Raw genomic sequence first — 18739 nt, 5'->3', positions numbered from 1 at the left:
TGTTTGGTTCACGTTTCCGTGAGCGTGGTAAAGAAAGCGTTTCTTTTTTGGTTAAATGCTGTTCAGCAGATGTTTATCGGCGTCAATTTTAGCCAAAATGGTGTTGTGCCATGCGTTAATGGATGTAGCGTCGCGCGCCGATTCGGGGAATATCAGCCCGCGTGTGCTATTGATCAAACCACCTTGCCAGTGATTGTGCCAGTGATCTTGCCAGTGATCTTGGCTTCGCACCAGACCAGCTAGCGCTTTCTCGGCACCAGCCCCTTGCGCCCCAAAACCGGGAACCAGAAAAGGCGCGGTTGGCAAAGTTGCCCGCAATGCGTTTGCTTCGGCAGGCCAGGTTGCCCCAGCGACAATGCCGATTGATGACCAACCCGATGCGCCAATCCGGGCGCTGGCAATTGGCGCTAGCATATTGGCAAGATGCATATAAAGCGGCTTATCATCAACCATGCGGTCCTGAAGATCGCCTGCCCCCGGATTGCTTGTCCGGTTTAAGATGAACAAGCCGCTATGGGTAGCGTCAGCCTGATTGATGAATGGTTCAAGTGTATCGATACCAAGCCAGGGATTGATGGTCAGTGCATCGGATGGAAACAGGGCGTCATGCCCGATCCAGGCTTTGGCATATGCGGTTGATGTGCTGCCTATATCGCCGCGCTTAGCATCCATGATGACAAGCAGACCAGCATCAATAGCCGCATGACCAAGATCTTGCAGGATTTGCATGCCTTTTGGCCCCTGCATTTCAAAAAAGGCAGCTTGCGGTTTGATGGCGGGGACACGGCCTGTTGCCGCCTTTACACAGGCGTCGCAGAAATTTGCAATGGCAGATAGAGCTTCTTCGCTTCCAGCTTCGGCGGTGGCATTACCAAATAGCGCAGGTATCATCGTTACATGCGGATCAATGCCCATGCACAGCGGTGTTTGTGTCTGTCGGTTTGCCTCGGCAAGGCGATCACCAAAGTTATCCATCGCAGTGATCACCCCATGCGCTAGCGCAAGCCAAGTGCATCGCGATAGGTGTCAAGAAGCGCATCCTGCTCGCTAAGTAGGTCGCGATCCATAGCCCGCATACGCACAATCTGCCGCATGATTTTTGGTTCAAATCCCGTGGCTTTCGCTTCGGCATAGACATCTTTGATATCCGCCATGAGGGCGCGTTTTTCTTCTTCCAGACGTTCAATACGCTCAATAAACTGGGTGAGCTGTTCGGCGCCCGCACCGGTGCCGGGAATTACAGACATGGGTTTGCTGACATGGATCAGTCCTTCTTTTCATGGTCATGGGATTGTTTCATTTTTGCCAGTTGATCAGGACTGGCCTCGGTTTGGTAGGTGGCTTTCCATGTGGCGTAATCCATCCCATAAATTAATTTACGGGCTTCAGGATCACTAAGGGTTATGCCATCAGCTTCGGCGGCTTCGCGATACCAGCGCGACATGCAGTTCCGACAGAACCCAGCCAGATTCATCATATCGATATTCTGGACATCGGTTCGATCCTGCAAATGGGCGACAAGGCGGCGAAATGCTGCCGCTTCTAATTCAGTTTGGGTGGCCTTATCCATAGCTGTCTTTCATCGAGGTTTGTTAGACGCACAGTCATGATCTGAAGGCGACTATTAGATATATGTCGCCATCCTATATAAGCCTAGAAAGCGGCGCAAGCTCGTTGGCTGAATAATATTTTCTTAAAAATTATAAAAGACCTCAACAAATTTTGGTGTGGCTAAATTATCAGGAATGTTTTAATTTCCGCCGTGGAGGGTATGGTTTCCCATGACACATAAAGACGACCAAAGCGATGTAGCAACAAGTGCGGCAAAATTTGACCGCATCCGCCGTGCGCACCAAAGCGAGGTGGCCGAAGACTATGTCGAAATGATTGCCGAGCTTATCAAGGAAACAGGTGAAGCGCGCACAGTTGATCTGGCCGCGCGTTTTGGTGTTACCAGCCCAACAGTAAATGCCATCATTCAACGTCTGCAACGTGCTGACCTTGTTGAAAGCAAACCCTATCGGTCTATTTTTCTGACTGAGGCCGGAAAGAGTTTGGCTCAGCGCAGTCAAGACAGGCACCGCGTTGTCCGTGATTTTCTAATAACGATTGGCGTGTCTGCCGAGATCGCCGAAGAAGATGCTGAAGGTGTTGAGCATCATGTCAGCCCCGAAACACTGGCGATCTTTGAACAGATCACCAAAAGCAAAACCAAATTATAAGACTGGCTGGTGCGTGGGGAGGCTAAGGCAAAGTCGTCTGCGTGCCCGCAAATATAAACAGCTTGCGGGTCCGGTTTTTTGAAATCTCATGTTCGGAGATTGAAGGATTGGCGTGCCAGTTTACCTGTGGCAAGTCCGGCGCCTGCGTGCGCCCATCAACAGCGATAATGGCACGGGTGCCAGTCACCGCACTGCCAAAGGCGTGGTTGCGTTCGTAATGATTGCTGGGAATGCCATCCCTGTCATATACGGCAATATCGATATCACTATCGTAAAAATGCCATCCCATTAATGCCGCTGTTGCACGTCTGTCTGCGACTATGAGTTTGGCATCATGCTGTTCCAAGGCGGCGTTTACATCGGTGGCTAGTGCTTCCCATCCGCGCAATCGGCGAAGCGGATCGGATGCGGGGGTAAAAACGCCAAGACTGCCTGCCATGCTGGCGCTGATAATGACAATCGCAATGGCCGCGTTGATGCCGCTGGCCAAAAGCCCCCAGCGCCATCTATTTGTCTGGGCGATCCAGCAAGCCAGCCAGATCGTCAGTGCGGGATAGCTGGCAACCGCCCAGTTTGCATTAGCATCGCTGATAAAGGCTTGAATGGTCATTAAGCCCAATATTGGCAGGCTAAGGCATATCATCAGTCTTTTTGGGCTGGTGCTGAAAGGGGGGCGAAGAATACCTAGCATAAGCATGAAGATGCCTGGGCCCGCAACGCCAAACTGACCCAGCATAAAGCCGCCAACTTTGGCTAGATCAAAACTTTGTTTGGCAATGTTGGCATTATCACCAAGATGCCGCACTGTGGTGAAATCATTGGTTAGATTCCATATTATATTCGGGCTGGCGGCGATGATCATGCCAAGGCCAAAAAGCAATAAATGCCGTAAGCTGATACTATTGTTTGTCCCTGACAACCGGTTCCATAGCGCCCATAAAAGTATGCCAGCCAGAAAATATATGGCCGCATATTTTGCCAGAAACCCAACACCAACAGCCAGGCCACAGATAAACATGCCGCGAAGTGGGTCAAACCGATTATGCAGAACACCAATGACCATCATCAAGGCCACGCTCAGTGCCAGCAAAAGCGGTGTATCGGTTGAAATGACAAAGCTACCAACCGAAATGATAGGTAGGGCAATCCATATAACGGCTGCCCAGCGTCCCGCATTAGGCCCTGCTATCCAGCTTGCCGTTCGCCATAATATGATCGCGGTCAGAAGATGAAGCCATGGTGCTGGCAGACGTACGGCCCAGATTTCATGTCCAAACAGGGCATGCGACAATCCTATGATCCATGCAATAAGGGGAGGTTTGGTGAAATATCCAAAATCTGGCGTTTGGCTCCATGCCCAATATTGCGCTTCGTCAACACCTAATTCCAAGGGGCTGATCAAGATAGCAAGGCTCCGTATTGCGGTCACAAGAATAAGCAAACCCATAATCCAGCGGTCAATACGCACATCATGCGCTATAAGGGGGTGCCGTAAATCGCTTTTTGAGGTATGACGGCTCGGGGTCATGGGCATCCTTGATTTGACCAATCGTGACTGTTAGCTTTGCTAAGAACTATATGAGACAAAGGCATATCATGTCATCAGTTGATAATTGTTTTCCCCCAGCCTCTCGTGATGACTGGGTTAATGCGGTTGAAAAAATGCTTCGGAACGCGGCGGCGGATAGCTTGCTACGTTATGACGAAGACGGTCTGATTGTTGACGCCCTTTATGATAGCGGTTCAACCCAGCTTGCTGGCGATATGGCGACAAGCGTGCGGCGTCTGTCACATGACCCAGTCCAGCGTGTGGCTTTTGGATGGGATATACGCCAGCCCTTGCACATAAATGGTGACGTTAAAGCCATCAACAAATGTATAATTGATGACGTCGAACAGGGCGCAACATCGCTCTGGCTACGTGCGGATAGGGATGCGCAGATTGACTTTGGCGGGCTGTTTGATGGCATCATGTTGCCCGCTGTTGGAGTGCATTTAGATAGCGGTGCCAGCACATATCAGCTGGTGGATAGATTTATCGCATATATTGATGGTGATATCAGCAAGGCCAATCTACATGCCGGGTTAGATCCCTTTATGGCAGAAGGAGATGCTGATTCAGATGTCATACTGGCGGCTGGCTTTGCGCTTGCTAACCGCGCCGCCACACAAATACCAACATCAATTTTTGCGGTTAATGGATGGCATTGGCATAATAAAGGTGTCACGGCGGTCAATGAATTGGCGATTATTCTATCATCAGTTACCGATATTATGCGGCGTGCAATGGAGGCGGGTATTGCCCCTAGGGCGATTGCCGCGCTGATCGAAGTGACCATCGCCTTGCCTGCCGATCTATATGCTGGCCTGGCCAAATGCCGTGCAATTCGACATGGCTGGGCAGGCATCGTTTCAGCTCTTGGTCTTGACCCTGATCAGCATCGTTTGCGTTTGCATGCGGCGCCATCATTACGGATGTTCAGCCTTTTGGATCAGGATGTGAATATGCTGCGCTCAACAACAGCCTTGTTAGGTGGAGCGTTGGGTAATGCTGATGCTCTGACAGGGTTTGCGCATGATATTCTGACGGGCGAAACTGCCCGTGGCCGTCGTCTTGCTCGCATGACGCAATTATTGATGATCGAGGAATCAGGTATTGCAAAAGCGATTGACCCAGCTGGTGGTTCTGGTTTTATCGAAGCGCGTGCCGATGATTTAGCAAAAGCGGCATGGTCGGCATTTCAGATGCTGGAGAGCAAGGGTGGCGCATCATCATGTTACAAGGATAATGTGTTTGCTGATTTAGCCAGTGAAGGACAGGCAAAAGCTAACGCTAGGCTTGTCATGGGCGATGCCATGATTTTGGGTGTGACATTGCAACCTGACATGGCGCCGGTCGCTGATATTGATGCTGGCGGCTGGGGTGGTGATGGGTCTTTGATCGCGCGACCTGCTCATATCATCGAAGAATTTCGTCGTAAAGCTTCAGCGCGGCAACCTCGTATCATATGTCTGTTGCCATCGGGGACTATGGATCAGGCATTGCAGTCCCTCAAGGCAGACAGCGATCAGCTATGTGCAATTGGCGGTTTGTCAGTGATAACACTTGTCTGTGGGGCTGATACAGCGCGTGATATTCGTGCGGCTAAACCCGATGTGGTTATATATATAGCTAGTAAGCTTGATGCTATTGCCGGTCTGCGCGCTGACATGTCTGCGCTCATGCCGGATACTACGTTTGTTGCGGCGGCGGATATCACGGGTGCTAGCTCGCTGATTGATGCGCTTGAATTATTGTTAGGACAGCAGACGAATGCGTGATTTTCCTGATTTTACCCAAATAAACTTGGCTGATGCGGCGTCTTTTCGCGGTGCCACATCCGCGTATCGTGGGCACTATAATACGGTAGAAGCGATCGATATTGAGTCGATGGCTATGCCGCAGGATATGTCGATGGCTGATATAGCTGGGCAACAGCCAGGCATTGCGCCTTATGTGCGGGGTATCTATCCCACCATGTATGCGATACGGCCCTGGACCATTCGCCAATATGCCGGATTTTCGACAGCCGAAGAATCCAACGCTTTTTATCGCCGGAATTTGGCTGCTGGCCAGATGGGGCTTTCGGTCGCGTTCGATTTGCCAACGCATCGCGGATATGACTCGGATAATCCGCTTGTTGCTGACGATGTGGGCATGGCAGGCGTTGCGATCGATTCTATTCTGGATATGAATGTGTTGTTCCGTGATATTCCGCTTGACCGCATGAGTGTGTCGATGACGATGAATGGCGCCGTTTTGCCTGTTCTGGCCTTGTTTGTCGTTGCGGCGGAAGAACAGGGCGTGCCGCCTGAAGCCTTGACCGGCACGATTCAGAATGACGTGCTGAAAGAGTTTATGGTGCGTAATACCTATATTTACCCGCCAGCACCCTCGATGCGGATCATTTCTGACATTTTTGCCTATTGCGCTGACCATATGCCGAAATTCAATTTCATTTCTGTGTCGGGCTATCATATGCAGGAAGCTGGTGCTTCGGCTGATCTGGAGCTTGCCTATACGCTTGCAGACGGGCTGGAATATGTTCGCGCTGGGGTTGCGGCTGGACTTGATGTCGATGCTTTTGTGCCGCGTTTGTCCTTTTTCTTTGCAACAGGCATGAATTTTTATATGGAAATCGCAAAATTGCGAGCGGCACGCCTGTTATGGGCCGAAATCATGCAGCAGAATTTTGCGCCAAAAAACCCTAAATCCTTGATGCTTCGTACGCATTGTCAAACATCGGGATGGTCGCTGGCCGCGCAGGATGTGTTTAATAATGTGCCACGCACCTGTATCGAGGCGGCGGCGGCGGTGGCAGGGCAAACGCAATCGCTCCATACTAACTCACTTGACGAGGCGCTTGGACTCCCCACCGATTACGCGGCCAGGATCGCCCGAAATACCCAGCTTCATCTGCAACATGAAGCCAATATGGCGCATGTCATAGATCCATTTGGTGGTTCTTATCTGATTGAACGTCTGACACGTGATCTGGCTGATAAATGTCGCCAGCATATGAGTGAGATTGAAGCCATGGGTGGGATGGCCAAAGCGATAGAAGATGGCTTGCCAAAATTGCGTATCGAAGAGGTTGCCACCATCACCCAGGCCAAGATTGATTCGGGCACACAAACGATCATTGGGGTTAATAAATATCAGCCTGTTAATGAAACCGCCGACACAGATACAGCTGATGAAGAGGTGCAGGTGCGCCGTATTGACAATGCCGATGTCCGTGCCCAGCAAATTGCCCAGTTGAAACGGTTAAAGCATGCGCGCGATGAAGCCAAGGTCAAGGCGGCATTAGCGGCGTTGGAAAATGCTGCATCGGGATCTCATAATCTGATGCCCTTTGCCATCGAAGCGGCGCGATGCCGGGCAACGGTGGGAGAAATATCATCGGCGCTGGCGACAGAATTTGGTCGTCATAAAGCTGAAATCAAAGCGGTGAAGGGGGTTTGGCGGCAACAGATGACTGGCGCCGAGGATCTGTCGATTGTAACAGCGCGCATAGAGGCTTTTATAACAGCAACGGGCCGTCCACCCCGTATTTTGATCGCTAAACTTGGTCAAGATGGGCATGATCGCGGACAGAAAGTCATTGCATCGGCCTTTTCTGATATAGGGTTCGATGTCACGATCGGACCGCTATTCCAAAATCCGGATGAAGTCTATGAGATGGCGGTTTCGATGGATGTCGATGCGGTTGGTATTTCGACATTGGCGGCAAGTCATCTTAGTCAGGTGCCAGCTTTGCGGCAACGCCTCGATAAAGGTGAAGGTCAGCATATCGAACTGGTCGTAGGTGGTGTGATACCGCCAGGTGATATTCCGGCTTTACGCAAAGCTGGCGCGGCAGCAGTGTTTCTGCCAGGCACAAAATCTGTTGATGCGGCATCACGCCTACTTGATCTATTGGCACGGCGGCGCAATATCAGCTAGGTAATAGCGACCCTAAATGAAATGGATTAAGTGTTATGTCGGTCAATACAGCTAAAGAAGAAGCGCAGGCCATCATCGAGGAGTTTTCATTCTTTGATGATTGGGAGGATCGCTATCAATTATTGATCGATCAGGGGCGTAAGTTAGCAGATTTTCCCCCGCAATATCGTGATGATGATCATCGGCTTCGGGGCTGCCAGTCAGTTGTCTATTTTGCCAGTGAACAGCAGGATGATGACAAGATTATTTTCCTAGCAGAGTCCGACGCCGCAATTGTGCAAGGGCTAGTGGCGCTGTTGCTTCGCGTTTATTCTGGGCGGGATGCTCGTGAAATTCGTGAAACAGAGGCTGACTTCCTGAGCGCAATAGGGCTCGACTCGCATCTATCGGCAACACGAAAAAATGGTCTTGCCAGTATGCTGGGGGCGATTAAAGCGGCGGCTCGTTAAGCATCACCTAATCGATCTATGGGGTTGAGGCGCTTAAAACGGCGCTAATTTGGGCTTCGTTCAGCGCGCGGTGTTCGGCCATAGCATTCACGATAGCATTTTGAAAAATGCGATGCAGATACAAAACCACAGGCCAGTGCAACAGACAGTATCGACATTGATGTCTGTCTTAAAAGATGCCGTGCACGCGCTAGTCGCAAATTCAAATAGTAACGTGTTGGCGTAGTATTCAGATATTTTCTAAATAAGCGTTCAAGCTGCCGTGTTGACAGATTTGTCATGCGGGCAATGGCTGTTTGCGCCAGTGGTTCTTCCAGATTGTCTTCCATGGTTTTGACAACAGCAAGCAATTTTGGATGGCTGACACCAATACGTGAACGAAGTTCCATACGCTGGCGGTCGGTGGGTTCGCGGATACGGTCATGAATAAATTGATCTGACACCTCGGCTGCAAGCTGTGCACCATGTGTTTGCGTGATCAAGTTCAGCATCATATCAAGAGCCGCGGTTCCGCCCGAGCAGGTGACGCGTGTGCCATCAACCTCAAACAGGTCATTGGTGATTTCCAGTTCAGGAAATTCCTCGGCTAACCCATCGATATTTTCCCAGTGTATTGTGCAGCGTCGTCCTTCAAGCAAACCTGCCGCCGCCATGACATAGGTGCCGGTACAGATCGCGCCAATCACGGCTCCATTGCGGTCGAGACGCCGGACAATATTCAAAACTGACTTATTGGTGTTGGCGCGTACATTGACGCCAGCACAGACGAATACCATGCGGCAGTTCTGTAGAATATCAGAGGCGCCATCGCACGAAATAACCACGCCATTACTAGCCATGCTTGGGGTCCCATCAATGCTGGCAATCACCCAGTCGAACAGGTCTTTGTTGCTTTGCCGATTAGCTACTCGCAAAGGTTCAATCGCGGCGGAAAAAGCCAGCATGGAAAAATCATTTAAAAGTAAAAATCCAATTTTTTGCGTTGATGCTTGATCGTCATTTCGCAAGAGGCTTTTTATGGTTTGTGCGCTCATCATGGTATCCTTCAAAGCGGCGGGGTTTTACCCTTTTAATAATCACCACATTATGGGGAATTTGTCGCAAGCCAAATAAAAAAGTGCAAATTCACGTCATTTTGATCTAAAATAATTCTTCATTGCGGTTGCATGATGCTTTCCAAGCAAAAGAGCCGCGATATATGAACTTTCGTAGATGCACAAGCTATGGTGTCATCTCCACAATTTTGCTACATAGCGCTCATGACAAACAACCACCACGTAACTATTCCGGCACCAATTACCAGCACCGCCAATGCTGAGGTCAAGTTTCTGCGCGCTTTGCATGAACGCAAATACCGGCGCCAGTCAGGCTGGTTTCTGGCTGAAGGAACGCGCATATGCAATGAAGCTGTTGCGCTTGGTTGGGACATGCATAGGCTTGCATTTCTGGCAGGTCGCGACAATGAAACACATGTGCGAAAGCTGCTGGATGCACTTGATCGTGCCGATGGGCGCGCCTTGCCGATGTCCGAAAAGCTGTTGCAACGAATCAGCCGCAAAGACAATCCGCAAATGCTGCTTGGCGCGTTTCGACAAAAATGGACTGATCTTGATGCGGTTGCGCCTGATCCATCTCGTCCATGGGTGGCGCTTGATCGCGTGCGTGATCCGGGCAATCTGGGCACCATCATGCGCAGTGCTGATGCGGCTGGTGCCAGAGGCATCATCCTGATTGACGATTGCACAGACCCATATTCGGTTGAAGCGGTGCGCGCATCAATGGGAGCCATATTCAACGTTGAAATTGTGCAATGCAATCAGCCAGATTTCGTTGCATTTGCCCGGCAATGGACAAACCAAGACGGCCAGATTATTGGCACGGCTTTGCCCGCCTCTGTTGATTACCGAGATGCTGATTATAGTGGCGCATTGATGATCTTGATGGGCAATGAACAGGCTGGTTTGCCCCCTAGCCTGATGCAGCTTTGTACACAGTTGATCCGTCTGCCGATGTTAGGACGTTCGGACTCGTTGAATCTTGCAGTGGCAACAGGCGTCACTTTATATGAGGCGTTGCGAAACCGCCGATAGGCTGAAATCACCCCGCATGCCAGCGGGCAAAATTGGCCTGCGATACCACCCGTCTTGCGTCATGCTCTTTGATCATGTCTTCTTGCACAGCCAGTTCGCCACAGGTGACGGTGCCGCCAAGACCGTTGACCGCTTCGGCCATAGCATAATGCGCAGCCAAGGACGATGCGCGAATGGCATAAATGGTCAGCACCATGAAAAGAGGATTGTCTGATAACAGTCTCCGACATGCTTTCAATAAAGCTGGCAGATCGTCTTCGATACGCCAAAATTCGCCTTTTGGCCCGCGGCCATATTTTGGGGGGTCCATAATAATGCCATCATAGTGGCGTCCACGTCTGATTTCACGTTCGACAAAACGCATGGCGTCATCGGTGATAAAGCGGATCGGCGCATCTTGCATGTCCGACGCGTCGCGATTTTCAAAAGCGTGAGCCACTGCCTTTTTACTGGCGTCAAGATGTGTGACATCAGCCCCGGCGGCGGCGGCGTGCAAACTTGCAACGCCTGAATAGGCAAACAGATTCAGTATGCGCGGACGTGTGTCTGGCTGGCTGATAAGGCGTTGTTTGATCGCATCAGCACACCAGTCCCAATGCGCGGCCTGTTCGGGGAAAAAGCCAAGATGGCGAAATGGTGTTGGGCGCGCAAAAAAGCGCAAATTCTGATAGCTGACCAGCCAATTATCAGGCAGGTTGTTTTGCAGTTTCCAGCCACCGCCTTCACCGCTGTCAGTTTCGTTATGGCTAGCAACAAAGACGCCATCGGCTTGCCACGCACCTTCATCAAGGCGCGGCGACCACATCGCCTGTGGCTCAGGACGAATAAAATAGAATTTTCCAAATCGTTCTAATTTGCGCTGATGTCCGCTATCGATAAGCGCATAATCATGCCAGTCATTGCTGGTCACAATGGCAGGCTGCGGCATGTCAACTTTGACTAGATTGATAAGGTTTGGTTCTGTCTGTGCCATGAGGCGTGATACTGCCGATAGCCTTTGCTGAATGCAAGCGTTGAAATATGCCTTGTTCAAGAAAATCACAATAGTGGCATTCTAAAGAACTAGATATTTTTTCCCTATTATCGATATTTGTGTTACAGATTAGCAATGATTTTGCGTTTTAATTGTGTTTTTGCCACCAATTTTGTCCAAAACCTAATGGACCTTTTATCATGGATAAAACAGACAGAAAAATTCTTGCCGAACTTCAAAACAATGCAGCCCAGCCCGTTGCCGATATTGCGCGCAAGGTGGGGTTGTCGGTCACGCCATGCTGGCGACGCATCCAGCGCATGGAAGAAGATGGCTTAATCCGGAAACGTGTTGCGTTGCTGGACCCACAGAAAATGGGTGTGGGCATGTCGGTCTTTGTTGCTGTGCGCACTGATCAGCATAATGCTGACTGGCTCAAAAACTTTGCTGATATGGTGGCGGGCATGCCTGAAGTTGTGGAGTTTTACCGCATGAGTGGTGAGGTTGACTATCTGCTTCGGGTTGTGGTGCCGGATATGAAGGCCTATGATCGCTTTTATCAAACATTGATTGCCAATGTCGAGCTCACCGATGTCAGTTCATCCTTTGCGATGGAAGAAATAAAATATACCACTGCTTTACCCCTGTCAGGGAGCGAGGATGACAATTGATATGCCGAATGATGCGCACCATCAGACATGCCTGATTTTCAGGGATAAGCTTTTATTGCCCTCGGAAGGTTTCATTGCATCACACTACATCAGTTTTGACCGATTACGCCCAGTCTATCTTGCAAATAAAATTGGCTGGCGCGCCAATGAACTTGACGCGCCAAAGCGCCTAACAGCGCGAACAGCGCTTGGCACGACGATTTTCAAACAAACCGGATTTTCACCATTTTACAAGTCTTTGCGGGCATTACAACCGCAGGTTCTTCACGCGCATTTTGGACGTGGGGGGGCACTGGCTTTGCCAGTTGCAGAGCGGTTGGGTATTCCGCTTTATGTGACCTATCACGGTGGTGATGCAACTAAATTTACGCATGAACGCACACGTTTGTTGCCCACTATCTATCAAAGACGGCTGACGTCACTTCAAGAATATGCGAATGGATTTTTATGTGTATCCAATTTTGTGGCACGGCGACTTGAGGCGCAGGGCTTTCCCAAGCATAAGCTGATTACCCATTATATCGGAATCGATCTAGCGGATATTCAAGCACCAACATCACGGGATGGCCGGTTATTATTCATTGGCCGTTTGGTAGGTAAAAAGGGTGTTGATGTTTTGCTGACAGCCTTACGAATGCTACATCAAAGCGGTAAGGCTAATGGCATAAAAGGGCTTGATATTGCAGGCACTGGTCCGGATGCAAATCAGCTTCGTGAGATGGCGAACGGTATTCCGAATGTTTCATTTCTGGGTTGGCAAACACCTGAACAATTGGCCTTGCGGATGCGGTCATGCAGTGCGGTCGTGGTGCCAAGTCATCAAGCGCCAGATGGTGATTGTGAGGGGCTGCCAACGGTGATCCTTGAAGCTATTCGCGCTGGTTGTCCGGTGATCGCCACCAATCATGCAGGCATTCCCGAAATCATTACCGATAATGTCAGCGGTATTCTGGCAACGGAAAATGACAGTGCGTCGCTAGCATCGGCACTAACGCGCTTTGCGTCCATATCCAATGTGCCAGCGATGGTGGCAAAAGCCCAACGCCGGTTGCGCGCTGAATTCGACGCGGCAACACAATCCGCCAAATTGCAAAGCATGTTGGCCTCGCATTACGCACCAACCAAACCACCAAATCTATTTGAATGATTATAATTGAATATAGGTTGATCTGACCTCAGTGTAGGCTTCGATGGCATAGATGCCGTTTTCACGTCCAAAGCCTGAACTCTTGGCGCCGCCAAATGGCATTCCTGGCGGCAGAATATTAAATGTATTCACCCATACATTGCCTGATTCAAGTTGGCTGGCAACACGATGCGCGCGTGACAAATCTTTGGTCATCAGACCAGCTCCAAGTCCAAATTTAGTATCATTCGCCCGGGTTACCGCTTCATCTTCGGTGCTGAAAGTCAGAACTGACATCACGGGGCCGAATATTTCTTCACGGACAACGCGCATATCGTCGGTGCAATTTGTCAGAATTGTGGGTTCCATAAAATAGCCATTTTCAAACCCCTGAGGGTGAACGCGGTTACCGCCCGTGGCAATGGTGGCCCCCTCATTTCGTCCGATGTCAACATAATCAAGAACCCGTCCCAGATGCTTTTCGGAAATTAATGCCCCCATCTGTATATCAGCCGCCATGGGGTCTCCTACGCTCATCGCGCTTGTTTTTTCAACCATCGCGGCGACAAAATCTTCGGCGATTGTGTCCTGAACGAAGACGCGGGTTGCATTTGAGCATACTTCGCCAGCGGTATAGAAATTGGCGTCAAGTGCGGTTTGAACCGCCAGATCAAAATCACAATCATCAAACACAATAAGCGGTGACTTACCGCCAAGCTCTAAGGTTACTTTTTTGAGTGTGGATGCGCTTTGTGCCATAATCAGCTTGCCTGTTTCAACACCGCCTGTGAGCGATATCTTGGCAATGCCAGGATGTTCGCAAATGGCCTTGCCAATGCGGTAGTCGCCATGAATAATCTGGAATAGACCATCTGGCAGGCCTGCGTCATGGAAAAGTTCGGCGATGCGTTGGCCGCTAAGAGGGGTTTCTTCAGACGGCTTTAGAATAAAGGCATTACCTGTTGCCAGTGCGGGTGCAGCTTTCCAGCAAGCAATCTGCACCGGATAATTCCACGCCCCAATGCCGGCGCAAACCCCAAGCGGGATGCGCTCAGAATAGCCGATGGCATCTTCCCAGCTAAAATGGTCGCCTGTCATGGTTGCCGATAAAGACGCAAAATAATCAAGCGCATCAGGACCGCTAGGCACATCACCTGAGACCGCTTCACTATATAGTTTGCCAACATCCTGCACTTCAAGGCGGGCTAGTTCATCATTCGCGTCGCGCATCAAACCGGCCGCTTTGTGCAGAATACGCGCGCGTTCGGTGCGGTCGGTGCGCGCCCATATTTTTTGCGCGGCTGTTGCGGCGGTTACTGCTTGATCCAGCATCGCCAATGTTGCTGGCTCTATATGGGCGATAATTTCACCTGTTGCCGGATAACGTTTCTCGATTGGCGATTCGCCGCTTGCAACGGGTTTACCTGCGATTATGGACTGGCATCTCTGCATGATTCTTTAACCTTGTTAAATAGGATTCTAGAATTGTGATTCTTAATATTATGATACTTAATATTATGTTTCGGGGGGCATTTGTATCTATCTGCCGCCTTTTCAGCCAGCTAAATAGCAAACCAGCCTTGTTTAAGTATCAGCCTTTGCCGATTATGCGTTAAATGTCAATTCTGGTTCATCTTTGGCAGATAAATTGGTCTGGACAAACCCCCGATCTTTTCGGCACCATACTGTTATGGACGAATCATGAATCCAATTAAGGATTGTGATAAAGTCTGGGAGGTAAACGATGTCAAACATAGTTGTTGATCTTGATGAAGCACGCTGTGATCTAGCCGCCATTTTTAGATGGACAGCACGTGAAAACATGCATGAGGGTATTGCGAATCATTTTTCCTATGCTGTTTCAGATGACGGCCAGCAATTCTTGATGAATCCCTATGGTGTGCATTTTTCAAAGATGAAAGCCAGTGATCTATTGTTGCTGGATGCGCACAAGTCGGCCAAGGAACAAGCTGATAATATTGATCCGACAGCATGGGCGATCCATGGTGCAATGCATCGTAATAACCCTCAGGCGCGATGTATCGTGCATCTTCACACGCATTATGCGACCGCGCTTAGTGCCTTAAAAGACCCATCCTTGCCCGCCATAGACCAGACAACCTGCCGTTATCATAACAGAGTTGCCATAGATACCGGTTTTGATGGTATGGGTCTTGATGATGAAGCGGAACGTTTATCAACCTTGCTTGGTAATCGCCGCACCATGATGATGGGAAGCCACGGTTTGATGACGGTGGCTGAAACGCCGTCACTGGCATTTGACCTTGCTTATCATTTTGAGCGTGGGTGCCGCACATATATAACGGCTTTGTCATCGGGCATGCCATTGGCGTATGTTTCTGACGATGTTGCTGAAAAAACAGCATCGCAATGGGAACATTATGATACTGACCAAGAGGCACATCTGACGGCGATTCGCACGATCCTTGACGAAGAAGAGCCAGAATATAGGCATTGATTTGACAGTTTAAGGCGTTAAAGTGTTACTAATTAACAAATCACAGCATGTCTTAGATGAGTTTGGATATTTGTAAATGGTGTAATTGCACCGTCATATGTCGTGATTTGAACTATTTTTTGCGATGTCATAACTAAAGTTTATGGCAATAACGGTGGCACAAAGTGCCCAACATTAAGAAACGGGAGAGGAAACCCAAATGAAAAAGATACTTTTATCTACAGCCATAATTGCCTCAGGTGCGATCGGTCTTGCTGGTCAGGCGTCTGCTGATGGCCATTGTGGAACTGTAACAATTGCAGAGATGAACTGGAATTCTGCAGCGTTAATGGCGCAAGTTGACAAAATCATCCTGTCAGAAGGCTATGGATGCGAAGTTGAAATCGTGCCAGGCGACACAATGCCTACTGCCACGTCAATGATGGAAAAGGGTGTGCCGGATATTGCCCCTGAGCTGTGGGCTAATGCTGTTGCACGGCCCCTTGCTGTAGCTGTTGATGAAGGCCGCTTGCATATTGCGTCTGCTGCCCCAATCACAGGCCTTGGTGAAGGTTGGTTTGTTTTGCCGCACACGTTGAAAGATCATCCTGAGTTGAAGTCTGTTTTGGATGTTATTGAGCGTCCTGACTTGTTCCCGCATCCCGAAGATCCATCAAAAGGTGCGCTTCACACATGTCCATCAGGCTGGAATTGCCAGTTGACCACCAATAATCTGTATCGCGCCTTTGATATGGAAGCCAAAGGCTGGTTGCTGGTTGATCCTGGTTCATCTGCAGGTCTCAATGGCTCAATTTCAAAAGCAGCAGATAGCAAACAGAACTGGCTTGGTTATTATTGGGCACCAACTGATATGATTGGTAAATACGACATGCAGATGATGGATTTCGGCGTGCCTTTCGCTGGTGCAGATAACTGGGATGGTTGTATTGCCCTGCCAGAGCAAGAGTGTGAAGACCCAAAGCCATCTGCTTGGACAGAGTCAGTTGTGAACACTGTTATTACTGATGACTTCAAGAAGCGTGCTGGTGATGCCAATGACTATTTGACAAAGCGTGTTTACCCAGGCCCGGTTATGAACGGTATGCTCGTTTACATGACTGAAGAGCAAGCAAACGGTGAAGATGCCGCTTATGAGTTCTTGTCAAAGCATAGTGATGTCTGGTCTAGCTGGGTATCATCAGATGTTGCTGCAAAAGTTAAGGCGGCTCTGTAAAATAGCCTCACTCAAAACTTTGGTCTGCCAGGAAACTGGCAGGCCTGTTAATATTTAATCTATAGGTGCCAGAAATGGAATTTCTAGAAGAGTTTCCCGAATTAGGGCGACAAGAACTCCGCGATATTAAAAAAACTGTCGATTTTGCCTTTAAGTCTTTCTCACGTAATTATGGTGAGAGTTTAGAGTCGTTTTTTGACCCACTTCTTCAATTTATGATCTGGTTTGAAAGACTTCTGATTGCAACGCCTTGGCCAATCATTATAGGCATCATCGCCGGACTTGCATGGCTTGGTTCACGCAGTTGGAAGTTGGCGTTAGGGTCAATTATCGCATTTTTCATCATTGGCCGTTTTGGCATGTGGGAAGACACAATGGCGACGTTGGCGATTATTTCTGTTGCCACGTTAATATGTATTGGTTTTGGCATTCCGTTAGGCATATTGATGGCAAGGTCAAACCGGGCGCAATCAATCATTACGCCCATACTAGATATTATGCAGACAATCCCGAGCTTTGTGTATCTGATTCCGGTTGTAATGTTACTGGGAATCGGCAAGGTACCTGGCATGATTGCGGTTTGTATTTATGCAATCCCGCCGATTGTCCGTTTGACCAACCTTGGCATACGCCTTGTTGATAAGGAAGTGCTCGAGGCCGCCGATGCCTTTGGTGCTAATTATAAACAACGTCTCTTTGGCGTGCAGATTCCGTTGGCGCTTCCAAATATTTTTGCTGGGGTGAACCAGACAATTATGATGGCTCTGGCCATGGTGGTTATCGCGTCAATGATTGGTGTGAAGGGGCTTGGCGTTCCTGTGCTTCAGGCAGTTGCAAACCAGTATCTTGCGCTTGGCCTCATGAATGGCCTTGCCATCGTGGCTTTGGCAATTATCTTTGACCGTGTTTCACAAGCTTATGGGCGGCGTTTACAAGCCCACCGCCAAGGAGCTGACCATGACTGATACAAAAATTAAAATTAGCAAACTCTATAAAGTGTTTGGTGATAATCCAAAACGTGCCATGGAATATGTTCGTGCGGGTGCCACTAAGCAAAGTTTGCTTGATGAACATGGTCACGTGCTAGGTTTGCGGGATATCAATATTGATATTCCGGCAAAGCGTATTCAGGTTATCATGGGCCTGTCGGGGTCCGGTAAGTCAACTTTGATACGCCATATTAACCGTTTGATCGAGCCGACCGAAGGTCAGATGATTGTTGATGGCGAAGATGTGCTGGCGATGTCACCAGAAGATCTGCGTGAATTCCGCCGGCATAAATCATCAATGGTGTTCCAGAAATTCGCATTACTACCACACAGAACTGTGGCCCAGAATGCGGCTTATGGTCTGACCATTCAGGGGGTGCTTGAGGCCGAAGCCAAAGAGCGTGCCCAGCATTGGATTGACCGGGTTGGCCTTGGGGGGTTTGAAAATCATTATCCTGCACAGCTATCAGGCGGCATGCAACAGCGTGTTGGTTTGGCGCGGGCACTGGCAACTGACGCTGAAATCCTGTTGATGGACGAAGCCTTTTCGGCTCTTGATCCGCTGATCCGGACGGATATGCAAGATATCCTGCTTGATCTGCAGGAAGAATTGCACAAGACCATTGTGTTTATCACGCATGACCTTGACGAAGCCTTGCGTATTGGCGATCAGGTTTCCATCTTGCGCGATGGTGAAGTGATCCAGCAAGGTGACCCGCAGGATATTATCATGCGCCCATCAGATGACTATATTTCTGACTTCATCAAGGATATCAACCGGGGTCGTGTTATCGAGGTACGTTCAATCATGAAGGCGGCATCACGCGCATCTGGTCCCAAGCTGACTTGTGATACGCCTATTGAGGTCGCGTTACAGCAGATGACAAAGCAAGGTGTGTCAACGGGATGCTGTGTAGATGATAAAGGTAAAACGGTTGGTTCGGTGTCTTTGGAAACAGCGATCGCGGCCATTGCCCGCCCAGATCGGGATTCAGCGACACCGCGCTACAAGTAATACGCGCTTCAAGTAATACCTGATACA

At 49.5% G+C, this 18739-nt stretch carries 18 protein-coding genes; 11 read left to right on the top strand and 7 right to left on the bottom strand.

What is annotated here, in order from left to right:
- Window positions 1-51 precede the first annotated feature (51 nt).
- From pyrF to ACTF7Q_RS00310, 3 genes are read right to left on the bottom strand one after another with little or no spacing between them, the layout of a single operon-like run.
- On the bottom strand, window positions 52-975 hold the full coding sequence (pyrF, locus tag ACTF7Q_RS00320; RefSeq protein WP_438995864.1) for an orotidine-5'-phosphate decarboxylase: 924 nt from the start codon (window positions 973-975) through the stop codon (window positions 52-54).
- Between the two features lie 20 nt (window positions 976-995).
- Complete coding sequence (locus ACTF7Q_RS00315) at window positions 996-1247, bottom strand: DUF2312 domain-containing protein (protein ID WP_013046275.1); 252 nt, start codon at window positions 1245-1247, stop codon at window positions 996-998.
- Window positions 1248-1264: 17 nt separating this feature from the next.
- Window positions 1265-1570, bottom strand: coding sequence for a DUF1244 domain-containing protein (locus tag ACTF7Q_RS00310; RefSeq protein ID WP_013046274.1), 306 nt, complete (start codon window positions 1568-1570; stop codon window positions 1265-1267).
- 211 nt (window positions 1571-1781) lie between these two features.
- Between ACTF7Q_RS00310 and mntR the strand changes: the two genes are divergently transcribed.
- The gene (gene mntR / locus ACTF7Q_RS00305; RefSeq protein WP_438995863.1) at window positions 1782-2222 is read left to right on the top strand and encodes a manganese-binding transcriptional regulator MntR; all 441 of its coding nucleotides are present in this window, start codon (window positions 1782-1784) and stop codon (window positions 2220-2222) included.
- 22 nt (window positions 2223-2244) lie between these two features.
- On the opposite strand, the gene ACTF7Q_RS00300 is transcribed toward mntR, so the two are convergent.
- Window positions 2245-3750 (bottom strand): ArnT family glycosyltransferase, encoded by a 1506-nt coding sequence (locus ACTF7Q_RS00300; protein WP_438995862.1) that lies wholly within the window; start codon window positions 3748-3750, stop codon window positions 2245-2247.
- Between the two features lie 68 nt (window positions 3751-3818).
- Between ACTF7Q_RS00300 and ACTF7Q_RS00295 the strand changes: the two genes are divergently transcribed.
- From ACTF7Q_RS00295 to ACTF7Q_RS00285, 3 genes are read left to right on the top strand one after another with little or no spacing between them, the layout of a single operon-like run.
- Window positions 3819-5543 (top strand): methylmalonyl-CoA mutase family protein, encoded by a 1725-nt coding sequence (locus ACTF7Q_RS00295; RefSeq protein ID WP_438995861.1) that lies wholly within the window; start codon window positions 3819-3821, stop codon window positions 5541-5543.
- Window positions 5536-7707 carry a methylmalonyl-CoA mutase gene (scpA, locus tag ACTF7Q_RS00290; protein ID WP_438995860.1) on the top strand — a complete coding sequence of 724 codons (2172 nt, stop codon included), beginning with the start codon at window positions 5536-5538 and terminating at the stop codon, window positions 7705-7707. The genes ACTF7Q_RS00295 and scpA overlap by 8 nt, the downstream gene beginning before the upstream one ends.
- 35 nt (window positions 7708-7742) lie before the next feature.
- The gene (locus ACTF7Q_RS00285) at window positions 7743-8156 is read left to right on the top strand and encodes a SufE family protein (protein ID WP_438995859.1); all 414 of its coding nucleotides are present in this window, start codon (window positions 7743-7745) and stop codon (window positions 8154-8156) included.
- A gap of 44 nt (window positions 8157-8200) precedes the next feature.
- Here ACTF7Q_RS00285 and ACTF7Q_RS00280 read toward each other — a convergent pair whose 3' ends face one another.
- Window positions 8201-9190, bottom strand: a complete 990-nt coding sequence (locus tag ACTF7Q_RS00280; protein WP_438995858.1) for a GlxA family transcriptional regulator — start codon at window positions 9188-9190, stop codon at window positions 8201-8203.
- Window positions 9191-9415: 225 nt separating this feature from the next.
- Here ACTF7Q_RS00280 and ACTF7Q_RS00275 point away from each other — a divergent pair, with 225 nt between their 5' ends.
- Window positions 9416-10246, top strand: a complete 831-nt coding sequence (locus ACTF7Q_RS00275; RefSeq protein WP_438995857.1) for a TrmH family RNA methyltransferase — start codon at window positions 9416-9418, stop codon at window positions 10244-10246.
- Window positions 10247-10253: 7 nt separating this feature from the next.
- On the opposite strand, the gene ACTF7Q_RS00270 is transcribed toward ACTF7Q_RS00275, so the two are convergent.
- Entirely contained in the window at window positions 10254-11219 is a 966-nt protein-coding gene (locus ACTF7Q_RS00270) for a class I SAM-dependent methyltransferase (RefSeq protein WP_438995856.1), read from the bottom strand.
- Window positions 11220-11419: 200 nt separating this feature from the next.
- Here ACTF7Q_RS00270 and ACTF7Q_RS00265 point away from each other — a divergent pair, with 200 nt between their 5' ends.
- A complete protein-coding gene (locus tag ACTF7Q_RS00265; protein ID WP_438995855.1) occupies window positions 11420-11890 on the top strand; it encodes an Lrp/AsnC family transcriptional regulator in 471 nt (156 codons plus the stop codon).
- Window positions 11880-13037 (top strand): glycosyltransferase, encoded by a 1158-nt coding sequence (locus ACTF7Q_RS00260; RefSeq protein ID WP_438995854.1) that lies wholly within the window; start codon window positions 11880-11882, stop codon window positions 13035-13037. The genes ACTF7Q_RS00265 and ACTF7Q_RS00260 overlap by 11 nt, the downstream gene beginning before the upstream one ends.
- On the opposite strand, the gene betB is transcribed toward ACTF7Q_RS00260, so the two are convergent.
- On the bottom strand, window positions 13038-14468 hold the full coding sequence (gene betB, locus ACTF7Q_RS00255) for a betaine-aldehyde dehydrogenase (protein WP_438995853.1): 1431 nt from the start codon (window positions 14466-14468) through the stop codon (window positions 13038-13040).
- A gap of 292 nt (window positions 14469-14760) precedes the next feature.
- On the opposite strand from betB, the gene ACTF7Q_RS00250 reads away from it, so the two are divergent.
- From ACTF7Q_RS00250 to ACTF7Q_RS00235, 4 genes are all read left to right on the top strand, one after another.
- Entirely contained in the window at window positions 14761-15495 is a 735-nt protein-coding gene (locus tag ACTF7Q_RS00250; RefSeq protein ID WP_438995852.1) for a class II aldolase/adducin family protein, read from the top strand.
- A 199-nt stretch (window positions 15496-15694) separates the two neighbouring features.
- Window positions 15695-16708, top strand: a complete 1014-nt coding sequence (locus tag ACTF7Q_RS00245) for a glycine betaine ABC transporter substrate-binding protein (RefSeq protein WP_438995851.1) — start codon at window positions 15695-15697, stop codon at window positions 16706-16708.
- Between the two features lie 74 nt (window positions 16709-16782).
- Window positions 16783-17673, top strand: coding sequence for an ABC transporter permease (locus ACTF7Q_RS00240; RefSeq protein WP_438995850.1), 891 nt, complete (start codon window positions 16783-16785; stop codon window positions 17671-17673).
- A complete protein-coding gene (locus ACTF7Q_RS00235) occupies window positions 17666-18712 on the top strand; it encodes a quaternary amine ABC transporter ATP-binding protein (protein WP_438995849.1) in 1047 nt (348 codons plus the stop codon). Before ACTF7Q_RS00240 ends, ACTF7Q_RS00235 begins: the two co-directional genes overlap by 8 nt.
- Window positions 18713-18739 lie beyond the last annotated feature (27 nt).

It is taken from the genome of Puniceispirillum sp. (SeqCode), from assembly GCF_965657105.1.
Taxonomy (GTDB): Bacteria; Pseudomonadota; Alphaproteobacteria; order Puniceispirillales; family Puniceispirillaceae; genus Puniceispirillum.
Note: the sequence above shows the minus strand (reverse complement) of the source record. Positions and strands in the feature narration are given on the sequence as shown.